Below are 18,024 nucleotides of genomic sequence, written 5' to 3'. Positions count from 1 at the left end.
GGCGATCGCTTCGGCGGTGGCGGCGGCGGCGGTTTCCGCGGCGGCGGCGGTGGCGCCGGCGGCGGTGCCCGCGGCGGCATGCCCGCCCAGGTGATCGGCGAAGGCAAGGGCGTCGTCAAATTCTTCAACGGTCAGAAGGGCTTCGGCTTCGTCGTCCGTGATGATGGCGGCGAAGACGTGTTCGTGCATATCTCGGCGGTCGAGCAGGCAGGCCTCACCGGCCTGGCCGAAGGTCAGCCGCTCGAGTTCACGCTCGTCGATCGCGGCGGCCGCGTCTCCGCGACCGACCTGAAGATCGACGGCGAGCCGATGCCGGTCACCGAAGATCGCGGCCCGCCGCGTGACCGCGATGCCGGCGGCATGGGCGCGCCCCGCGGCGGCCCTGCCGGTGGTGCAGGCGCCGGTGCTGGCGCGCAGCGCCAGCTGACGGGCGAAAAGGCCAGCGGCACGGTCAAGTTCTTCAACGCGATGAAGGGCTTCGGCTTCATTCAGCGCGACGATGGACAGCCGGACGCATTCGTCCACATCTCGGCCGTCGAACGCGCCGGCATGACCAACCTGAACGAGGGCGACCGGCTCGAGTTCGAGCTGGAAGTCGATCGTCGCGGCAAGTACGCCGCGGTGAACCTCACCTCGCTCGCCTAACCCCGGCCCGCATCCGCGGTGCCGAACGAAAGCCCGGTCCTCCCATGCGGAGGGCCGGGTTTTTGTTGCCCGCCGCACCGCGGTCGGTTCCGACACCAAGGGCCGATGTCCAGCCAGATTAGGCGGCCCGACAAACAACGCCTGGCGCAGGCCAGTCACCGGATGCCCCGCCTCATGAGTTCACGGCGACCAAACCCAGCCGCGAAACCAATCACGACCACGATACGTCATCCCGGCGGACGCCCGGACCTTATTAATGCTGAATGTCGATTCGACCTGGATCCAGGGTCACGGCCGGCATGAGACCCTCCGTCCCATCACCACCCCACGCCGCACCACAACAATCGCTTCCCTCCATCCCGCCCCACGCCGATAACCGCGCCTCCTCCCGTTCCGGAACCTGCCGCATGCGCCTGCCGTTCTGTCTGCTCCCCCTGCTCGCGCTATCGCTGGCGTGCTCGGCCGCCCCGCCCGCATTCGCCCGAGAGGACAAGCCCGTCGATTCCGCCACCTCCCGCGCCGCCGCACCCGCCTCGATCCCAGCCCCGATCGTCGCGCCGACCATCGTCCACCGGTATCCGCACGACACCGGCGCTTTCACGCAGGGCCTGCTCTGGCATGATGGTGGCTTCTACGAGAGCACCGGCCAGGTCGGGCAGTCGGAGATCCGCCAGGTCCGGCTCACGGACGGCTATGTGCTGCAACGCGCCGCCGTGCGGGCGGACGTGTTCGGCGAAGGCATGGCGCTGTGGCGGAACGACCTGATCAGCCTCAGCTGGCAGAACGGCACCGGCTGGCGCTGGGACCGCGCGACGCTCCGCCGGAAATCCGAATTCCGCTATCCCGGCGAAGGCTGGGGTCTGACGCAGGATGGCCGCCGCCTCATCATGTCCGACGGTACGGCCGAACTGCGCTTCCTCGATCCGGTCACCTTCGCCGAACAGGGCCGCATCCGCGTGACGGCGGACGGCCAGCCGCTGCTGAACCTGAACGAGCTGGAATATGTGAAGGGCGAGATCCTCGCCAACGTCTGGCAGACACCGATGATCGCGCGGATCGATCCGGCGACGGGACGCGTCAAGGGCTGGCTCGACCTGCGCGGCGTCGTGGCGCAGGTTGTCGTGACCGATCCGGATGCGGTGCTGAACGGCATCGCCTATGATGCCGCCGCCGACCGGCTGTTCGTCACCGGCAAATATTGGCCGGCGCTGTTCGAGATCCGTATCCCTTGATCATTCGTTCACCTTTCGGTGACGGTTGATGGGGTATGTCGTTGCGGAAAGGACCTGCCGATGACAGCCCCCGCCACCGCCGAATCACCGACCCCGCGTCGGGCCGAACGCGTTGCCGTCGATTTTCCCGTGTCGCTGCGTCGTCAGGGTCTGCAACGCTTTTCCGTCCGGCTGGTCGATTTGTCACCGGAAGGCTTCTGTACCGAGGTGGACGATCCGCCCCGCGTCGGGACCACGCTGTGGCTTACGCTGCCCGGCCTCGCCCCCATGCGGGCGCAGGTCGCCTGGGCCACCGGATTCCGCATCGGCGCGCAGTTCGAAACGCCGATGCACCCGTCCGTGCTGCAGGCGGTCGTCGACCGTCACGGCTGACCGGAAACCGGACCGTTCAGCCGATCATCCGGCGCAGCGTCGCGATCCGGTCCGCCTCCGCCGCCGGCTTGTCGCGCCGGATCCGCGAAATCCGCGGAAACCGCATCGCCAGCCCGGACTTGTGCCGCTTCGATTCATGGATCGAATCGAACGCCACCTCCAGCACCAGCGTCTTCTCCACCTCGCGCACCGGGCCGAACCGCCCCGTCGTGTTGGTCCGCACGAACTTGTCGAGCCATTTCAGCTCCTCGTCCGTGAATCCGGAATAGGCCTTGCCCACCGGCAACAGCTCGCCCTCTTCCGTCCAGCAGCCGAACGTATAGTCGGAATAGAAGCTCGATCGTTTCCCCGATCCGCGCTGCGCATACATCATCACGCAGTCGCAACTCAGCGGGTCACGCTTCCACTTGTACCACATGCCCGCGCGCCGCCCGCCGACATAGGGGCTGTCGCGGCGCTTCAGCATCACCCCCTCGATCGCCGCATCGCGCGACGTCGCACGGATCTCCTCCAGCGTGGCGAAATCCTCCGCCGCGATCACCGCCGATATGTCGAACCGGTCCGGGTCCAGTGCCCCCGCAAACGCCTCCAGCCGTGCACGCCGCTCGGTCCAGGGCAGCGCACGGACATCCTCCGCCCCGTCGAGCAGGATATCGTACACCCGCACGAACGCGGGATAGTCCGCCTGCATCCTGGCCGACACCAGCTTGCGCCCCAGCCGCTGCTGCAACGCGTTGAAACTGGCCGCCCCGCCGCCTTCCTCCAGCGTCCCGCCCTGATGCGCGCCCTTGACCAGCAGTTCGCCGTCCAGCGCACCGTCGTGCCGCACCGCCGCCGCCACATCGGGAAAACTGCCGGTGATGTCGTCGCCCGCCCGGCTGTACAGCCGCGTCTGACCCGCGGTACGGACGATCTGCACGCGAATCCCGTCCCACTTCCACTCCGCGACATAGTCCGCCATGTCGACAATCGCGTCCTCCAGCGGATGGGCCAGCATGAACGGCCGGAATACCGGGACATCGGCCGGCGTCGGCTGGTCCCCGCGCCCCTCCGCCCAGGCGAACAGCGCGGCATAAGGCGGGTCGATCCCGTGCCAGATCTCCTCGACCGCATCGACGTCCAGCCCGAACCCGTTGGCCAGTGCCGTCTTCGCCAGCCGCGCCGACACGCCGACGCGCAGGCCCCCGGTGGCCAGTTTCAGCAACGCATAGCGCCCCGACGAATCGAGATGGTCGAGCATCCCCGCGATCGCGCGCGGCCCCTCGACACGGTTCAGACTCCGCAACCGCTCTATCACGGCGGCGAGGCCAAGCGACCCGTCGTCTATCTCTGCCGGCTCCCCCGGCGGCGCGGGCCACAGCAGCGCCACCGTCTCGGCCGTATCGCCGACATAGTCCCGGCTCATCCGGAACAGCACCGGATCGACGCGCTCCTCCACCAGCGCCCGGATCGCGGCCGACTTCACCGCCGGAATATCCAGGTCGCCCGTCAACGCCGCCATCGCCCACCCGCGATCAGGATCGGGCGTCGCGCGCAGATAGTCGGCGATCAGCTTCAGCTTGGCATTGCGCGACCGCGTATAGACGAGGCTGTCGAGAAGCTGGGAAAAGGCGCGCATCCCCGATCAACGACCCGACGCGCGTCCGGGTCCGATGGATGGAACGAGACCAGCAGTTCACTCCACCCCGTTCGGTTCGAGCCCGTCGAGAACTCGCGCACCCCCCCACCCCACCCGGCCCATCCCGAGCGAAGTCGAGGGACCCTTCGAGCGAAGCCGAGAAGCCAACAGCACCCCTCGGCTACGTTCCGAGGGGAACGTGCCTCGACTTTGCTCGGCATGGCCGGAGCGGGCAAAATATAAACCTTCCGAGCTTCCACCCGAACCGTTCGTCCTGAGTAGGGACTGAGCATAGTCGAAGGCCCGTATCGGAGGACCAGCCCAACCTGTGAGGCCATGCTTTGATACGACCCCTCGATACGCGCAGGGGCGCTACTCGATGTCTACTCAGCACGAACGGAATGGATACGAAGTCAGGTCAAAGCCTCATGCTAACCATTCCCGCATCGCGGCGGTAACCGCCTCCGGCGCTTCCCACGGCACGAAATGCCCCGCGTCGATCCGTGCCACCGTCAGGTCGCGCACCACCGCGTCCAGGCCGTCCAGCTGTGCTGCCAGCAACGCCCGGTCGCGCATCCCCCAGACCACCAGCACCGGCATCTCCAGCACCGGGAACGGCGCGTCGATCCACGCCGGCCGGGCGGCCACCTCGTCCATCGCCGGCACGACGATCGGCGCCGCACGATACCAGTTCAGCATCCCCGTCAGCGCCCCTGGCTGACCCCACTCCGCCAGATAGTCGGCCCGGTCGGCGACGGTCAGCCGGGCGGGATCGACATGCGGCGCGAAACTGCGGTCGAAGAACCCGCCCAGCCCCATCTCGGCAACCCGCGCCTCGATCGCCGGATCGCGAAACGCGCGGATGTACTGGCTGGCGGCCCGCTGCGCGGAATCGTCGATCAGCGCGCGTTGGAAAAGCAGTGGGTGCGGCGCATTGGCGATCACCAGCCGGGCGACCCGGTCCGGATGGCGTAACGCGGCCGCCCACCCCACCGCCCCGCCCCAGTCATGCGCGACCAGCGTGAACCGGTCGATCGCCAGCGCATCGGCCAGCGCGATGACGTCGGCCACCAGCCGGTCCACGCCGTAGTCCGCCACCGCCGCCGGCTTCGACGATCCGGCATAACCGCGCTGATCGGGCGCGATGCAGTAATAATCGGCGGACAGCGCGGCGATCTGATGCCGCCAGGTCCGGTGCGATTCGGGAAAGCCGTGCAGGAACAGGACCGCCGGCGCGGCCGGATCCCCCGCCACCGCGACGTCCAGTTCGACCCCGCTCGACAACGCGATCCGGCGCAGGTCGCTCATGGATAGCTGACGGTGTTCGGCACCGGCGGGATCGGGATATAGTCCGGATCGCCCGGCACGGTCGCGAACCTGCCCGCGGTCCAGTCCGCCCGCGCCTGCCGGATCCGTTCCGGGGAGGACGACACGAAGTTCCACCATACATGGCGCGGCGTCGCGAACGCCCCGCCGCCGGCCAACATCACCCGCCCCCCGCCGGCCGACCGCAATGTGGCGACGAAACCGGGTCGCAGCACAACCAGCGCCGTCTTCGAAAGCGGCCGCCCGTCGATCGTCGCGTCGCCGTCGACCAGGTACAGCGCGCGTTCGTCCGCATCGGCATCGATCGGCACCTGCCCGCCCGCCTCCAGCGCGATGTCCGCATAGATGGTCGGCGCATGCGCGGTGACGGGCGACGTCTGCCCCCACAATGTCCCCATGATGACGGTCGCGCGCGCGCCGCTGTCGCCGAACACCGGCAACGCCTGTGCCGCGACATGCTCGAATGCCGGATCGATATCCTCGCGCCCGTCGGGCAGCGCCAGCCAGGTCTGGATTCCCGACAGCGGCGGCCCCTTGGCACGCTCCGTTACCGGCGATCGTTCGGAATGGACGATGCCCTTGCCCGCCGTCATCAGGTTCACCGCGCCCACCCCGATGGTCTGCACGGTGCCCAGCGAATCGCGGTGGTCGATCGCCCCGTCGAACAGGTAGGTGACGGTGCTGAGCGCGATGTGCGGGTGCGGCCGCACGTCGATTCCCTCGCCCTGCGGCAGATGCGCCGGCCCCATCTGGTCGAAGAACACGAACGGCCCCACCATCGTCCGCAGCTTGTGCGGCAGCGTGCGGTGCACCTGGAACCCGCCGAGATCGTGCGTGACGGGCAGCAGCGTCTGCAACACCGGGTCTTCGTTCTGCATCGCGGCTCTCCTGATCGGCCGATCCTAGCTCGGAACCGGCCCCGGCTCCAGCCCGCGGGACGAACGGCGCCGGATGAACGGCGGCTGCCATCCGCACTCATCGGCTGTTCAAGCCGCCCCCGCCAGACGGGTCGCCACACGAACAGGAGAAGCATCATGACGTCCCGCCCGATCTTGGCCACCGTGCTGGCCGCGCTCACCGTCGCCGCGATGCCGGCCACCGCCGCCGCGCAGGACCGCTGGGACTGGACCGGCGGCCGCCGCGGCGAACGCGACATCCGGCTGGAGGGAGTCGGCGTGCCCCTGCTCTCGCCGGAGCTGCGCGGCACCAACCGCGGCCGCGCCTTCGTGCTGCGCAATTTCGACGCGAACGACGATGGCCGCATCAACCGGCGCGAGGCGGACGACGCGAACGCCGCCTTCACCCGCATCGCCGGGGGCCGGCCACGGTTCGACTGGGATGCGCGCGACACCGTGGTCGCCGTGCCGGTCGACGCCCGGGACGGCGGCTGGGACCGCCGCGGGATGCGCGACTATCGCATGAAGCAGACCCGCTACGGCGCGACGCTGGTGTTGCAGGACGTGCTGTTCCGCACCGGCAGCGCCGAACTGCGCCCCGGTGCGGAGGCGCGGCTGCGCCCGATGGCGGGCTATCTGCGGGCCAACCGCGCGGTCCGCGTGCGGATCGACGGCCATACCGATTCGGTCGGCACCGCGGCGGCGAACCGGTCGCTGTCCGAACGGCGCGCCATCGCCGTCCGGCAGGCGCTGGGCGCGATGGGCGTCGCACGCGATCGCTTCCGCATCCAGGGCTTTGGGGAAAGCGCACCGGTCGCCACCAACGCCACCGCCGCCGGTCGCCAGCTCAACCGCCGCGTCGAAGTGACGCTGATCGGGCAGCAGGCACGCACCTTCGACTATCGCGACTGATCGGAAGGCCACGCGACCGAACGCCGGGAGTGGCGGGGGCGCATCGAGCTTTCGGGCACCTTTCCGGCATCGCGGAACACCCCTACACCGAAACGGTTGATCGCCCCGATAGCCGGAGAAACAGCATGACGACTGCCCACACCACCCCGAACGAAGACGTCGATTTCCTGATTTCGTCGCACAAGGTGGACGGCACCCCGGTCCGCACGCGCGACGGCGACTCGCTGGGCGCGGTATCGACGTTCAAGATCGATCGCCGGACCGGACAGGTCACCTATGTCGTGCTGCGGATCGGCGGGATGCTGGGCATCGGCCAGACATTCTATCCGGTGCCATGGTCCGCGCTGACCTACGACGCCGAAAATGTCAGCTATGTCGTGTCGATGGACAAGCGCCTGCTCGAAGGCGGCCCCAGCTTCAGCGGCAGCACCGAACCGGTGTTCGACCGCGCCTATGCCGGCCGGGTGTCGAGCTACTACGCCTCCGTCGCCTGACGCCGGCCGGCCGCATCCGTCTTTTCCGTTCCACCGCGCCGTCCCGCCTGTTACGCCGGTTCATGATGCGAGGGGGGCCGGGTGGACGATAGCAAAATGCGCGATACCGTGCCGTCGGCGGATGTCGTCGCCGACGTTCCGACGCGCCGTGCCCCCCGCGGTACGGGGCGTCGGCTGCACGGCGCGATCGCCCACAAGCTGGGCGTCGCCATCCTGTCGGGCGAATATGCCCCCGGCGACACCCTGTCGGGCGAAGTCGTCTTTTCCGAAGCACTGGGCGTTTCGCGCAGCGCCTATCGGGAGGCCGTGCAGGTCCTGAGCGCCAAGGGGCTTGTCGAAAGCCGGCCGAAGGCGGGAACGCGCGTCCTGCCGCGCAACCGCTGGAACGTGCTCGATCCCGACGTGCTGGGCTGGGCGTTCACCGGGGAACCCGACCTGCGCTTCATCCGCGGTCTGTTCGAACTGCGCGGCATCGTGGAACCGGCCGCCGCCGCGTTGGCCGCCGAACGGCATCAGCCGGCGGACCTGAAACTGATGAAGGACGCGCTGGCCGACATGACCCGCCACACGCTGGCGAGCGAGGTCGGCCGCGCCGCGGACCGCGACTTTCACGATGCTATCCTGAACGCCACCGGCAACGACTCGCTCGTGGTGCTCAGCGCCAGCATCGGCGCGGCGGTCAACTGGACGACCAAGTTCAAATATCGCGGGCTGGGCCTGCCGCGCGATTCCATGCCCGAACATCGCCGCGTCTACGATGCGATCGCCGCCCGCGATCCGGGGGCCGCCAGCAACGCGATGCGCACGCTGGTCGATCAGGCGCTGGAAGATACCCAGGCGGCGATGAAGGCCTGATCGCCCGGATCCGGCCGCTCGTCGATCGACTGCGACCAGACGCGGCATCGGCCAACTTTCCCGTCATCCCGACGAAGGTCGGGATGACGGTGGCATAAGTCAGACCTGATCGGCAGCGAGCGAAGCTGGCGTCGCCATATCTGACGAAGTCAGGCGTCCACCACCTGCACGTCCGGCAGGGCGTTCGTCGTCCGCGAACCCCACAGCGCGTAGAACAGGATATATCCCTCGCACAGCACGGTCAGCAGGAACGACCATTGCAGGCCATAGGCATCGGCCAGCCAGCCCTGAACCACCACCAGCGCGCCGCCCGCGATCGCCATGATGAGCAGCCCGGACCCCTCTTCGGTCAACGGGCCGAGCCCCTTGATGCCCAGCGTGAAGATCGTCGGGAACATGATCGAATGGAACAGCCCGACCGAGATCAGCGCCCACATCGCGACATGGCCGGTGGTGAAGGTCGCGATCAGCATGACGATCGCCGCGCCGACGCTGGCGATCGCCAGCGCGTGGCCCGCGTCCATCCGCTGCATCGCGAATGCGCCGACCAGCCGGCCGACCATCATGCCGCCCCACAGCAGGAACAGATAGTTGGATGCCTGCTGATGCGTCAGGTTGCCGATGTCGGGCTGCGACACGAAATTGATGAACAGGTTGCCCACCCCGATCTCGGCGATCAGGTAGATGAAGATGGCCGGAATGCCGAACACCAGGTTGCGGTGCGTCCAGAGCGATTGTCCGCGCCGGTCGTCCCGCGCGGACCGCTGCGTCGCGGCCCCCATTGCCGGCAACGGGAAGCGCGCGATGACGATCGCCAGTACGGCCAGCACGCCCGCCACGATCAGATAGGGCAGGATGACCGACTGCGCATCGGCCAGCCGCTCCGCCGGGGTCGCCGCCGCCGCACCCGCTACCGCGGTGCCCGACGTCGACCGGCCCAGAATCAGGTAACCGCCGAACAGCGGGGCCAGCGTCGCGCCGGCGGAATTGAACGCCTGCACCAGGTTCAGTCGCGACGATGCCGTTTCGGGGCTGCCGACCACCGCGACATAGGGGTTCGCCGCCACCTGCAACAGCGTGATGCCGCTGGCGATCACGAACAGCGCGAACAGCGTGACGCCGTAGGACGGCATCCGCGCGGCCGGCACCATCATCAGCGCGCCCGCCGCCATCATGCCCAGCCCGATGACCATCGCGCGCTGGTATCCCACGCGCTCGATCAGCTTGGCCGACGGGATCGACGCGAAGAAATAGGCGATGAACCAGACGGACTCGATCAGCGTGGTCTGGGTGTAGGACAGCTGGAACACGCTGCGCAGGTGCGGCAGCAACGTTCCGTTGATGACCGTGATGAACCCCCACATGAAGAACAGGCTGGCCAGCAGCGTCAATGCCGCGCGGTAATTGGTGGGCGCGCTCGCGCCGCCGATCGTTCCACCCGTCGCGGCGCCCGGCGGCGTCGGCCTGTTCTGCTGGATTGGCATCGCCATGCTGTTCGCCCTTCTCCGTGCCGGGCCGCCGCGTCGCACGCACATCCGCGCGGCTTGCCCTCTTCCATCTTGTCCGACTATATATCCGGTCGGGGCACGTCAACGACCCTGCCGTTCGGGAAGAGGGTGTCGACATGCGGAGGATCTTCATGACCTTGCCGGTGCTTGCAGCGATCGCGGGGGCCGGCGGCACCGGCCACGCGGCGACGGTCGACCGGGCGTCCGCTGGCACGCTGGCGGACGGCACGAGGATCGAGGTCGTCACCCTGACCAACACGCGCGGCGTATCGGCGCGGATCCTGACCTACGGTGCCACGCTCCAGTCGCTGATGGCGCCCGACCGCGACGGGCGGATCGCCGATGTCGTGCTCGGCTATGACGACCTGAAATCCTATGTCGACCGGCCCAATTATTTCGGCGTCACGGTGGGCCGCTACGCCAATCGCATCGCCGGCGGCACCTTCACGCTGGACGGGAAACGCTACCAGCTGCCGCTGAACGACAAGACCAACACGCTGCACGGTGGCCCGGCCGGGTTCGACAAGGCGGCGTGGCGCGTCGCGTCATTGTCCGCCGGCCCGGTCGCGCGGCTGGTGCTGACGCATCGCAGCCCGGACGGCGACTCCGGCTTCCCTGGGCAGCTGGACGTCACGACCACCTACACGCTCGACGAGGCGGGCGACCTCGGCATCGCGTTCGACGCCACCACCACGCGGCCGACCATCGTCAACATGACGAACCATGCCATCTTCGACCTGGGCGGCGAGGGGTCCGCGGCCGGCGCCACCGGCCACCGGCTGACCATCCCGGCGGGCGCGATCACGCCGGTCGACGCGCGGCTGATCCCCACTGGCGCGCTGTTGCCCGTCGCCGGCACCCCGTTCGATTTCCGTAAGGCCCGCACGATCGCGGAGGGCCTGCGTGACGGCCGCGATGCGCAGATCCGCTTCGGTCAGGGCTACGATCATAATTTCGCGCTCGACAAGGGGCTCACCGCCACGCCCGGCCTCGCCGCGCGGCTGGAGGATCCGGTGTCCGGCCGGGTGCTGGAATTGCTGACCACCGAACCGGGCGTCCAGTTCTACACGGGCAACTTCCTCGACGGCAGCTATCTCGGCAAATCCGGCCATCTGTACCGGATGGGCGACGGCGTCGCGCTGGAACCGCAGAAGTTTCCGGATGCGCCGAACAAGCCCGCATTCGTGTCCGCCCGCGTCGATCCGGGCCGGCCCTACCATCACCAGATGATCTACCGCCTTTCCACGCAACGCTGACCCGACCGGAACCCCCGCCATGACCGACACCCGCCCGCCGCTGCGTTCGCGCGCCTGGTTCGACAATCCCGACAATATCGACATGACGGCGCTCTATCTCGAACGCTATCTGAACTTCGGGCTGTCGCTGGAGGAACTTCAGTCGGGCAAGCCGATCATCGGCATCGCGCAGACCGGATCCGATCTGTCGCCGTGCAACCGCCACCACCTCGTGCTGGCCGAACGGCTGCGCGAGGGGATCCGCGAAATGGGCGGCATTCCGCTCGAATTCCCGGTCCACCCGATCCAGGAAACCGGCAAGCGCCCGACCGCCGGGCTCGACCGCAACCTCGCCTATCTGGCGCTGGTGGAGGTGCTGTACGGCTACCCGCTCGACGGGGTCGTGCTGACCATCGGGTGCGACAAGACGACGCCGGCCTGTCTCATGGCGGCGGCCACGGTCAATATTCCGGCCATCGCGCTGTCGGTCGGCCCCATGCTCAACGGCTGGCACAAGGGCGAACGCACCGGTTCGGGCACCATCGTGTGGAAGGCGCGACAGATGCTCGCCACCGGTGAGATCGACGACGCCGGCTTCATCAAGCTGGTCGCATCGTCCGCGCCGTCGACCGGCTATTGCAACACCATGGGCACCGCCACCACGATGAACTCGCTGGCCGAGGCGCTGGGCATGCAGCTGCCCGGCTCGGCCGCGATCCCGGCGCCCTATCGCGATCGCCAGGAAATCGCCTACCGCACCGGCAAGCGCATCGTCGACATGGTGGCGGAGGATCTGAAGCCGTCCGACATCATGACGCGCGACGCGTTCCTGAACGCGATCGTCGTCAATTCGGCGATCGGCGGGTCCACCAACGCGCCGATCCACCTGGCCGCCATCGCGCGCCACACCGGCGTCGCACTTGAGTTGAAGGACTGGCAGACGCACGGTCACAAGGTGCCGCTGATGGTCAACCTGCAACCCGCCGGCGAATATCTGGGCGAGGATTATTACCATGCCGGCGGCGTCCCCGCGGTCGTGGCCGAACTGATGAAGCAGGGCCTGATCCACGAGGATGCGATCACCGCCAACGGCCGCAGCATCGGCGACAATTGTCGCGATGCCGTGATCGAGGACGAACGCGTCATCCGCCCGTTCGCCACGCCGCTGCTGGCCGATGCCGGCTTCGTCGTGCTGTCGGGCAACCTGTTCGATGCCGCGATCATGAAGACCAGCGTGATCGGCCCGGAATTCCGCGACCGCTATCTGTCCAACCCGGACGATCCCGACGCGTTCGAGGGGCCGGTCGTGGTGTTCGACGGGCCGGAGGACTACCACCACCGGATCGACGATCCCGCGCTCGGCATCACGTCCGAAACGCTGCTGTTCATGCGCGGCGCGGGGCCGATCGGCTATCCGGGCGCGGCCGAGGTCGTCAACATGCGCCCGCCCGCCTACCTTATCCGCGAGGGGGTTCACGCCCTGCCCTGCATCGGCGACGGGCGGCAATCGGGCACGTCGGGCTCGCCCTCCATCCTGAACGCATCGCCGGAGGCCGCGGCCAATGGCGGCCTTGCTCTGCTGCGCACCGGCGACCGCGTCCGCATCGACCTGAACCACGGCACCGCCGACGTGTTGCTCACCGACGCGGAACTGGCCGAACGGCGCACCGCGCTGATGGCCGACGGCGGCTACCGCTATCCCGCCTCGCAGACCCCCTGGCAGGAAATCCAGCGCGCCACCGTGGGCCAGCTCAACACCGGCGCCATCCTGGAAGGTGCGGAGAAATATCAGCGCATCGCCCAGACCATGGGCCTGCCCCGCGACAACCACTGAGGCGGGGAGCGGGCGGACCTGCAGGCCGCCCCCTCCCCCGTCATCCCAGCGGACGCCGGGATGACGTAATCCAGCCCTCAACCCCCGTCATCCCGGACTTGATCCGGGATCCAGAGCCACACACGCAGCGCCTGAAGCCCTGGATCCTGGATCAAGTCCGGGATGACGAATGCGCAAAATCGATAGCTTCTGACCCTACCCCATCGCCACCATCCGCGTCGCCAGCCGCTCCGCCTCGCGCCGGTCATGCGTCACATACAGGATCGGCAGCCCCAGCTCGTCGCGCACCCGTTCGATCACGGTCATGACCTCGCCGCGCCGCCCGGCATCCAGCGACGCCAGCGGTTCGTCCATCAGCAGCGTGCGCGCGCCGGACAGCAGCGCCCGGCCGATCGCCACGCGCTGCGCCTCGCCCCCCGACAACGACCGCGGCCAGCGATCCAGCAGGTCGCCGATGCCCAGAAACGCCACCACCGCGTCCAGCCCGATCCAGCGATCCGCCGGCTGCGCCAGCCGCCAGCCATAAAGCAGGTTCGCCCGCACGCGCAGGTGCGGGAACAGCCGCCCGTCCTGGAACACATAGCCGATCCGCCGCCGGTCGGGCGGCACGTCGATCCGCCCGGTCGCGTCGAACAGCGTGACGCCGTCCACCCGGACATGGCCGCTATCCGGGGTCAGCAACCCCGCCACCATGTTCAGCACCGATGTCTTGCCCGCGCCGGACGGGCCGAACAACACGGTCAGCCCCGCGTCCGCCACCAGCGTCAGCGCGATGTCGCGCGAACCCAGCCGGCGGCTGATCGCGATGTCAAAGGACATGGCCGGCCCGCCCGTCCTGGCCATCCCGCCCGTGCCGGACCAGCCATTCCGACAGGACCAGTGCCGCCAGCGACAGCGCCACCGATATCCCGGCCAGCCGCCAGACCGCGCCGTCGTTGCCCGGGATCTGCAACGCGGTGTAGATCGCGATCGGCAATGTCCGGGTCTCGTCCGGAATGTTCGACACGAAGGTGATGGTCGCGCCGAATTCGCCGATCGACCGCGCGAACCCCAGCACCAGGCCGGCGAGCACGCCCGGCCAGCACAGCGGCAGCGTGATCGTCGCGAACGTCCGCCACCGCCCCGCGCCCAGCGTGCGGGCCGCACCCTCCAGTCGCCGGTCGACCGCATCGATCGACAGCCGGATCGCGCGCACCATCAGCGGCAACGCCATGATCCCGGCGGCGATCGCGGCCCCCGTCCAGCGGAAGATCACCGACACGCCGAATGCCGATTCCAGCCATCCGCCCACCGGCCCGTTGCGCCCGAACGCCAGCAGCAGCAGCCACCCCGTCACCACCGGCGGCAGCACCAGCGGCAGATGGACGACCGCGTCGACCAGCGACCGCCCCGGAAACCGCCCGCGCGCCAGCAGATAGGCAAGTGCGAACGCCAGCGGCAACGTCACCGCCATCGCCACCCCGCTCACGCGCAGCGACAGCGCGACGATGGCCCATTCCTCGGCCGTCAGCATGGTCGCGCCCCGCGCCTCATCGCGTCAGGAAGCCATGGCGGCGGAAGATCGCCCGGCCGGCCGGCGAGATCAGGAAACGGCGGAATGCCTCGCCCGCCGCGCTGCCACCCTTCAGCAACGCGACCGGATAGGTGATCGGCGGATGACTGTTCGCCGGGAACACGCCGACCACGCGCACGCCCTTTTCGGCGCGCGCATCGGTGGCATAGACGATGCCGTACGGGGCCTCCCCGCGCGCGACCAGCGCCAGCGCGGCGCGCACGCTCTCCGCGCGCGCCACCCGCCGCGCGACCGAGGGCCAGACACCCAGTGCGGTCAGCGCCGCGCGGCCATATTTGCCGGCCGGCACCGCATCCGGATCGGCCATCGCCAGCCGCCCGGTGGCGCCGAGCGCGCGTGCCAGCGGGAACCCGCGCCGGATCGTGCCCGGCCCGGTCGCCTGCCCCCCGCCCCGCCCCGCCGGTGCCACCAGCACCAGCCGGTTGCCCAGGAACGAAACGCGCGTGCCGGCACGCACCAGCCCCTTGCGCGCGACATCGTCCATCCACGCCTCGTCCGCGGACACGAACAGGTCGGCGGGCACGCCGGCGTCGATCTGCCGCGCCAGCGCGGACGACGCCGCGAACGACAGGACCGGCCGTTCGTGCCGCCGCGCGGCCCACGCATCGCCCGCCGCGGTCAGCGACTCCTGCAGGCTGGCCGCCGCCAGCACCAGCGGCGGCTTCGCGGACGCCGGGCCGTGCAACGCCGCCAGCATCAGCGCCGCAAATGTCAGGATCGTCCGATACATGCCGCGCTCCGCCAGTCGATATCCGCCCACATAGGGCAAAGCGGTCGGTCGTGAACCCCGCGCCGCGTCAGGGGATCGCCGGCAACGCCCAGTCGATCGTTCCGCGCCCCTGCGCCGCCAGGAACGCATTGGCCTGAGAAAACGGTCGACTGCCGAAAAAACCGCGATGCGCGGAAAGCCCGGACGGATGCACCGACCGGATCACCAGGTGCCGGCGCTCGTCCACCAGCGCCGCCTTCTCCTGCGCGGGCTTGCCCCATAGCAGGAACACGGCGGGCGGCCCGCGGTCCACCGCGGCGATCACTGCGTCGGTGAACGGCTCCCACCCCTTGCGACGATGCGCGCCCGCCTGCCCCTCCGCCACGGTCAGCACGCTGTTCAGCAGCAGCACCCCCTGCCGCGCCCACGCCTCCAGATGGCCGTGCGACGCCGGCACGACACCCAGATCGTCGCGCAGTTCCCTGTACACGTTGCGCAGTGACGGCGGCACGCGCACGCCCGGCCGCACGCTGAACGACAGGCCATGCGCCTGCCCCGCCCCATGATAGGGGTCCTGCCCCAGGATCACGACGCGCACGTCGGCCGGCGCGGTCAGCTCCAGCGCGCGAAACACCTCCGGCGCGGGTGGAAACACCGTTGCCCCCCCCGCTGCCTCATCCGCCAGAAACGCGCGCACCCCCGCGAGGGTGACAGGATCGGCGGCCGTACCCAGTGCCGCGCGCCACTCGGCCGATGCGATCGGGGAAATATCGTACATGCGGATCGTCACCTGTTGCCCGGGGCTCGATGCCGCTAATCCAGCGCAGCCCGCCCGAACAGCATTTTCGGTTCCGCCGCAACCCGGACCCTGATCCGGTCCGGGACGTTACAGGGCCTCGTCAACAAGGGGGGTCGTCCGGTGCCGCATGCCAGCAACATCGTCTTCTGCGCGGGTCCCGACGCCGCCCACGCCTTCGACAACGTGGCCGTCCAGCCGCGCACCGGCGCGCTGGACGCGCGCTGCCCCATCTGCCGGGGCCATGGCCAGTGGAACACGCAGATCGACCTGATCACGTTCCGCTGCATGCGTGCGCTGTGCGACCATTGCCACGGCTATGGCTGGATCGAAACGGGCAGCGACCCGGTCGCCGTGCCCGATATCGTCATGGCACCCGAAGGCTATCCCAAATGGATCGTCCGCTACCTCGATGCCGCCGAAGTGCCGGGCGGCTGACGCTACCGACTACTCCTCATTTTCGGACGATGTCCCCAGTTCTGTTCGGTTCGAGCCTGTCGAGAACCCCGCGCCCGTTCCCACCGGAATGAACGAGACGAGCTCCCCGAAGAAGCACACCCTAAGACGCGCCACCTCCGTCCCCGCCCACATGGCCCACTACCATCGCGCGCACGTCCACCCGCGCCTTCAGCCGCGCGGCCAGCAGCGCCGTGCCGCTGATCTTGCGCTGCACGAACAGCGTGTCGATCGGCGGCAGGTGCCAGCTCGCCTTGTCGCGCACCAGTTCCATGCCCCGATCGCGCAAGGTGCCCACGAACGCCCGATCGCCGAAGTCGAACGGCCCCGGCCGGTTGAGTTCGATCAGGATCACGTCGATCATCTCGTCGATCACGGCGCGGTGCCGCGCGACGATCGCATCGCCCAGGAACCCGACCGCCACCGCCGCCTCGCGCACCGCATCGCGGTCCCCCGCCAGCCCCGCGGCCAGCAGCCGGCGATATCCCGCCGCGACATCGCCCGGCACGACACGCGCCGCGCCGAAATCGAGCAGCACCAGCCGTCCGCTCTCCCCCTGCCAGCGGTAGTTCGCGAAATTCGGGTCGGTCTGCATCAACCCCCAGTCCAGCAGTTCGCGCAGCACCACGGCGATCAGCGCCTGCATCGCCCGGTCGCGCACCTCCTGCGGCGCGGTTTCCAGCGTCTCCACGCTCACGCCATCGACATATTCCATCGCCAGCACGCGCGACGTGGTCAGTGCGGGGTCGAGCGCCGGCACCACCAGCCCCGGCGCATCGCCCACCAGCGCGCCGTAGCGTGCCAGCATCTCGCCTTCGCGGATATAGTCCGCTTCCTCATGCAACTGGCGCTTAGCCTCCGCCAGCAGCGGCACGATATCCAGTTCGCGCGGAAGGAGCCCGGACACGCGCAGCAGCGTCGCGACATTGTCGACATCCGCGTCGATGCTGTCCTTCACCCCCGGATATTGCACCTTGATCGCCAGCGTCCGCCCGTCGCGCATCCGGGCGCGGTGGACCTGCCCGATCGATGCCGCCGCGACCGGATGGGCCTGGAAATGCGCGAATTTGCTGCGCCAGTCGCGCCCCCATTCGGCGATCAGCACGCGGTTCAGCTGTTCCGGCGGCATATGATGCGCCCCGTCGCGCAGCCGGGCCAGGATGGCCGACAGTTCGGGCGGCAGCATGTCGCCGCTGTCCATCGACACCATCTGCCCCAGCTTCATCGCCGCCCCGCGCAGGTGCGACAGCTGGTCGGCCACCCGCACCGCGTTGGCCGGCGTCAGCAGCAGGTCGCTCATCTTCGGCCGCTCCCCGCTCGCCAGCCGCCGCGCGCCTTCCGAAATCACGTTGCCCGCGACCCCGCCGGCCATCCGACCGAACACGCCGAGCCGCGCCAGCCGCCCGCTGGGGACGGCTCTTCCTTTTCCAGGGCGATCGTCGGTCGTGGCATGATCCTTCAAATGACGCGGGCGCGCTTCGTGGATCGTAGATGGGACAGTCGGGCGATGGATCAATCGGACGTTTTGACCCGCGTCCGCCGCCCGCCGTCCACCGGGAAATA

General features: G+C 69.0%; 18 protein-coding genes. 9 read left to right on the top strand and 9 right to left on the bottom strand.

What is annotated here, in order from left to right; genetic code table 11:
- The 3 genes from BKY59_RS18185 to BKY59_RS00795 all read left to right on the top strand — a co-directional run.
- Nucleotides 1-645 (top strand): cold-shock protein (locus tag BKY59_RS18185; protein ID WP_076068199.1); only part of this gene is annotated, 645 nt, incomplete at its 5' end.
- Between the two features lie 407 nt (nucleotides 646-1,052).
- The gene (locus tag BKY59_RS00800) at nucleotides 1,053-1,877 is read left to right on the top strand and encodes a glutaminyl-peptide cyclotransferase (RefSeq protein ID WP_076068198.1); all 825 of its coding nucleotides are present in this window, start codon (nucleotides 1,053-1,055) and stop codon (nucleotides 1,875-1,877) included.
- A 60-nt stretch (nucleotides 1,878-1,937) separates the two neighbouring features.
- Nucleotides 1,938-2,249 (top strand): PilZ domain-containing protein, encoded by a 312-nt coding sequence (locus tag BKY59_RS00795; RefSeq protein WP_076068197.1) that lies wholly within the window; start codon nucleotides 1,938-1,940, stop codon nucleotides 2,247-2,249.
- Nucleotides 2,250-2,265: 16 nt separating this feature from the next.
- Here the strand turns inward: BKY59_RS00795 and BKY59_RS00790 are convergent, their stop codons facing one another.
- The 3 genes from BKY59_RS00790 to BKY59_RS00780 form a co-directional block, all read right to left on the bottom strand.
- Nucleotides 2,266-3,867, bottom strand: coding sequence for a cisplatin damage response ATP-dependent DNA ligase (locus tag BKY59_RS00790; RefSeq protein ID WP_076068196.1), 1,602 nt, complete (start codon nucleotides 3,865-3,867; stop codon nucleotides 2,266-2,268).
- 426 nt (nucleotides 3,868-4,293) lie between these two features.
- Entirely contained in the window at nucleotides 4,294-5,175 is an 882-nt protein-coding gene (locus tag BKY59_RS00785; protein WP_076068195.1) for an alpha/beta fold hydrolase, read from the bottom strand.
- Nucleotides 5,172-6,071, bottom strand: a complete 900-nt coding sequence (locus tag BKY59_RS00780) for a pirin family protein (RefSeq protein ID WP_076068194.1) — start codon at nucleotides 6,069-6,071, stop codon at nucleotides 5,172-5,174. Before BKY59_RS00780 ends, BKY59_RS00785 begins: the two co-directional genes overlap by 4 nt.
- A gap of 156 nt (nucleotides 6,072-6,227) precedes the next feature.
- Here BKY59_RS00780 and BKY59_RS00775 point away from each other — a divergent pair, with 156 nt between their 5' ends.
- The 3 genes from BKY59_RS00775 (at nucleotide 6,228) to BKY59_RS00765 (ending at nucleotide 8,350) form a co-directional block, all read left to right on the top strand.
- Nucleotides 6,228-7,001, top strand: a complete 774-nt coding sequence (locus BKY59_RS00775; protein ID WP_076068193.1) for an OmpA family protein — start codon at nucleotides 6,228-6,230, stop codon at nucleotides 6,999-7,001.
- Nucleotides 7,002-7,126: 125 nt separating this feature from the next.
- Complete coding sequence (locus BKY59_RS00770) at nucleotides 7,127-7,495, top strand: PRC-barrel domain-containing protein (RefSeq protein WP_076068192.1); 369 nt, start codon at nucleotides 7,127-7,129, stop codon at nucleotides 7,493-7,495.
- A gap of 96 nt (nucleotides 7,496-7,591) precedes the next feature.
- Complete coding sequence (locus BKY59_RS00765; RefSeq protein WP_076068191.1) at nucleotides 7,592-8,350, top strand: FadR/GntR family transcriptional regulator; 759 nt, start codon at nucleotides 7,592-7,594, stop codon at nucleotides 8,348-8,350.
- Nucleotides 8,351-8,499: 149 nt separating this feature from the next.
- Here the strand turns inward: BKY59_RS00765 and BKY59_RS00760 are convergent, their stop codons facing one another.
- Nucleotides 8,500-9,840, bottom strand: a complete 1,341-nt coding sequence (locus BKY59_RS00760; protein WP_083671794.1) for a sugar MFS transporter — start codon at nucleotides 9,838-9,840, stop codon at nucleotides 8,500-8,502.
- 149 nt (nucleotides 9,841-9,989) lie between these two features.
- Between BKY59_RS00760 and BKY59_RS00755 the strand changes: the two genes are divergently transcribed.
- Nucleotides 9,990-11,114 carry an aldose epimerase family protein gene (locus BKY59_RS00755; RefSeq protein ID WP_129586143.1) on the top strand — a complete coding sequence of 375 codons (1,125 nt, stop codon included), beginning with the start codon at nucleotides 9,990-9,992 and terminating at the stop codon, nucleotides 11,112-11,114.
- 19 nt (nucleotides 11,115-11,133) lie between these two features.
- Nucleotides 11,134-12,927, top strand: a complete 1,794-nt coding sequence (locus tag BKY59_RS00750) for an IlvD/Edd family dehydratase (protein WP_076068189.1) — start codon at nucleotides 11,134-11,136, stop codon at nucleotides 12,925-12,927.
- Between the two features lie 195 nt (nucleotides 12,928-13,122).
- On the opposite strand, the gene BKY59_RS00745 is transcribed toward BKY59_RS00750, so the two are convergent.
- From BKY59_RS00745 to ung, 4 genes are all read right to left on the bottom strand, one after another.
- A complete protein-coding gene (locus BKY59_RS00745) occupies nucleotides 13,123-13,746 on the bottom strand; it encodes an ATP-binding cassette domain-containing protein (RefSeq protein WP_076068188.1) in 624 nt (207 codons plus the stop codon).
- Nucleotides 13,736-14,440: a molybdate ABC transporter permease subunit gene (gene modB / locus BKY59_RS00740; RefSeq protein ID WP_076068187.1), complete on the bottom strand. Its 705-nt coding sequence runs from the start codon at nucleotides 14,438-14,440 to the stop codon at nucleotides 13,736-13,738. The genes BKY59_RS00745 and modB overlap by 11 nt, the downstream gene beginning before the upstream one ends.
- A gap of 16 nt (nucleotides 14,441-14,456) precedes the next feature.
- Nucleotides 14,457-15,230: a molybdate ABC transporter substrate-binding protein gene (gene modA / locus BKY59_RS00735; RefSeq protein ID WP_076068209.1), complete on the bottom strand. Its 774-nt coding sequence runs from the start codon at nucleotides 15,228-15,230 to the stop codon at nucleotides 14,457-14,459.
- A gap of 67 nt (nucleotides 15,231-15,297) precedes the next feature.
- Nucleotides 15,298-15,987 carry a uracil-DNA glycosylase gene (gene ung, locus BKY59_RS00730; RefSeq protein ID WP_076068186.1) on the bottom strand — a complete coding sequence of 230 codons (690 nt, stop codon included), beginning with the start codon at nucleotides 15,985-15,987 and terminating at the stop codon, nucleotides 15,298-15,300.
- A gap of 141 nt (nucleotides 15,988-16,128) precedes the next feature.
- On the opposite strand from ung, the gene BKY59_RS00725 reads away from it, so the two are divergent.
- Nucleotides 16,129-16,443, top strand: coding sequence for a hypothetical protein (locus tag BKY59_RS00725; protein ID WP_076068185.1), 315 nt, complete (start codon nucleotides 16,129-16,131; stop codon nucleotides 16,441-16,443).
- A gap of 121 nt (nucleotides 16,444-16,564) precedes the next feature.
- Here BKY59_RS00725 and BKY59_RS00720 read toward each other — a convergent pair whose 3' ends face one another.
- Nucleotides 16,565-17,923, bottom strand: a complete 1,359-nt coding sequence (locus BKY59_RS00720) for an ABC1 kinase family protein (protein WP_076068184.1) — start codon at nucleotides 17,921-17,923, stop codon at nucleotides 16,565-16,567.
- Nucleotides 17,924-18,024: the final 101 nt, after the last annotated feature.

Source organism: Sphingomonas montana, from assembly GCF_001956315.1.
GTDB classification, from domain to species: Bacteria; Pseudomonadota; Alphaproteobacteria; order Sphingomonadales; family Sphingomonadaceae; genus Sphingomonas_R; species Sphingomonas_R montana.
This window is presented reverse-complemented; position numbering and strand designations above follow the sequence as displayed.

Coding starts and splice junctions, on each gene's coding strand:
- BKY59_RS00745 (WP_076068188.1), bottom strand. CDS start 13,746: ATGTCCTTTGACATCGCGATCAGCCGCCGGCTGGGTTCGCGCGACATC.
- BKY59_RS00765 (WP_076068191.1), top strand. CDS start 7,592: ATGCGCGATACCGTGCCGTCGGCGGATGTCGTCGCCGACGTTCCGACG.
- modB (WP_076068187.1), bottom strand. CDS start 14,440: ATGCTGACGGCCGAGGAATGGGCCATCGTCGCGCTGTCGCTGCGCGTG.
- BKY59_RS00760 (WP_083671794.1), bottom strand. CDS start 9,840: ATGGCGATGCCAATCCAGCAGAACAGGCCGACGCCGCCGGGCGCCGCG.
- ung (WP_076068186.1), bottom strand. CDS start 15,987: ATGTACGATATTTCCCCGATCGCATCGGCCGAGTGGCGCGCGGCACTG.
- BKY59_RS00795 (WP_076068197.1), top strand. CDS start 1,938: ATGACAGCCCCCGCCACCGCCGAATCACCGACCCCGCGTCGGGCCGAA.
- BKY59_RS00780 (WP_076068194.1), bottom strand. CDS start 6,071: ATGCAGAACGAAGACCCGGTGTTGCAGACGCTGCTGCCCGTCACGCAC.
- BKY59_RS00800 (WP_076068198.1), top strand. CDS start 1,053: ATGCGCCTGCCGTTCTGTCTGCTCCCCCTGCTCGCGCTATCGCTGGCG.
- BKY59_RS00790 (WP_076068196.1), bottom strand. CDS start 3,867: ATGCGCGCCTTTTCCCAGCTTCTCGACAGCCTCGTCTATACGCGGTCG.
- BKY59_RS00775 (WP_076068193.1), top strand. CDS start 6,228: ATGACGTCCCGCCCGATCTTGGCCACCGTGCTGGCCGCGCTCACCGTC.
- BKY59_RS00785 (WP_076068195.1), bottom strand. CDS start 5,175: ATGAGCGACCTGCGCCGGATCGCGTTGTCGAGCGGGGTCGAACTGGAC.
- BKY59_RS00750 (WP_076068189.1), top strand. CDS start 11,134: ATGACCGACACCCGCCCGCCGCTGCGTTCGCGCGCCTGGTTCGACAAT.
- BKY59_RS00770 (WP_076068192.1), top strand. CDS start 7,127: ATGACGACTGCCCACACCACCCCGAACGAAGACGTCGATTTCCTGATT.
- BKY59_RS00755 (WP_129586143.1), top strand. CDS start 9,990: ATGACCTTGCCGGTGCTTGCAGCGATCGCGGGGGCCGGCGGCACCGGC.
- modA (WP_076068209.1), bottom strand. CDS start 15,230: ATGTATCGGACGATCCTGACATTTGCGGCGCTGATGCTGGCGGCGTTG.